At 66.9% G+C, this 1,264-nt stretch carries 2 protein-coding genes; both read right to left on the bottom strand.

Annotation, left to right across the window (positions count from 1 at the left end):
- A partial coding sequence (locus LMU33_RS40780; RefSeq protein WP_228627156.1) for a metallophosphoesterase family protein occupies nucleotides 1-803 on the bottom strand: 803 nt, incomplete at its 3' end.
- An 86-nt stretch (nucleotides 804-889) separates the two neighbouring features.
- Nucleotides 890-1,186, bottom strand: coding sequence for a plastocyanin/azurin family copper-binding protein (locus LMU33_RS40775; protein ID WP_069783182.1), 297 nt, complete (start codon nucleotides 1,184-1,186; stop codon nucleotides 890-892).
- Between the last annotated feature and the right edge of the window lie 78 nt (nucleotides 1,187-1,264).

Raw genomic sequence — 1,264 nt, 5'->3', positions numbered from 1 at the left:
GTGGGGGCGGGGGCGCGGCCCGGTTTGGGCAGGGGGTAGGCGGTGGTGGTGGCGGAGTGGAAGGTGATGTTGCCCTCTGTCTTGGTGAACAGTTGGTGGACGTGTCCGTTGAGACAGGTGACGGAGGAGAAGCGGCGCAGGAGTGCGATGACTTTGAGGGCGTCGTCGGTGCTCCAGCCCCACTTCGGGTACATGGCGAACAGCGGGATGTGGCTGAAGACCACGATGGGGGTGTCCGATGGCAGTCCGGCCAGGTCTTTGCGTACGAAGTCGATCTGCGCGTTGCCGAGGTGTCCGAGTTTCTCCAGGCTCAGGGTGTTGACCAGGGCGATGAAGTGCACGCCGTGGGTGTCGAAGCTGTACCAGCCGTCGCCGAGCGTGCCCATGCCGAAGGTCCGCCGGTAGGCGCGGCCTGCATCGCCGATGGAGTCGTGTTCGCCCGGTACGGTGAAGACGCGGTCTGTCTTCATTCCGGTCATCATCTGCTTGACCTGGTCGAACTGCCCGGCCGTGGACAGGTGGGTCAGGTCGCCGCTGTGCATGACGAAGTCCGGTCTGAATCCGAGTGAGTTGACCTGGTTGATCGCTTCGTTGAACGAGCCGGCCACGTCCGTGTTCGCCGGGCCCTGGAACCCGATATGGCTGTCGGAGACCTGCACGAACCGCAGCGCGCCGCTTCCCGCTGCGAGGGCCCCGGCGGCAGCCCCGGCGTTGGTGTCCCGGGAGTCCGCGATGTGACTGATCACCTCTCCGCTGGCCACAGTCAGCACCACCGCGCCGCCGAACCACCCTGCATGACGCATGAGTTGACGCCGAGTCATACCGTGTTCGGTTTCAGGCCGGCCGGCGTCGTCGGCCGGTGCTCCGTCGTGACGGTCGTAGTAGTCGGTCATCGGGTCACCTCCACGGTGGCGGTCATGAACGGATGGATGGTGCAGATGTAGGCGTAGGTGCCGGGCTTGGTGAACGTGTAGCTGTAGGCGGCGTGGGTGGCCAGGGCGGCCGAGTGCAGGGGGCCGCCCGATGCGGCGCTGGTGACGGTGTGGGCGTCGGTGTCCTGGTTCGTCCACGTCACCGTCGTGCCCGCTTTGACCTGCAGCGTGGCCGGAGAGAAGGCGAAGTTCTTGATCGCGACGGCATTCCCGGTCACCGGCGCGGCCGCCGCGCCCGTGCTCGAGGTACTCATGGGCATGCTCATGCTGGGCATCGGGGAGGCGCCGGGAGCGGAGCCCGCCGTTTTCCCCGACCCCGTGGCCCCGGGCAT

The organism is Streptomyces barringtoniae (assembly GCF_020819595.1).
GTDB lineage: Bacteria > Actinomycetota > Actinomycetes > Streptomycetales > Streptomycetaceae > Streptomyces > Streptomyces barringtoniae.
The sequence above is the reverse complement of the archived record's forward strand: the minus strand, read 5'-3'. Positions and strand labels throughout refer to the sequence as shown.

Bases quoted from the DNA above. Each gene is read 5' to 3' on its own strand.
- LMU33_RS40775 (WP_069783182.1), bottom strand. From the start codon at position 1,186: ATGAGTACCTCGAGCACGGGCGCGGCGGCCGCGCCGGTGACCGGGAAT.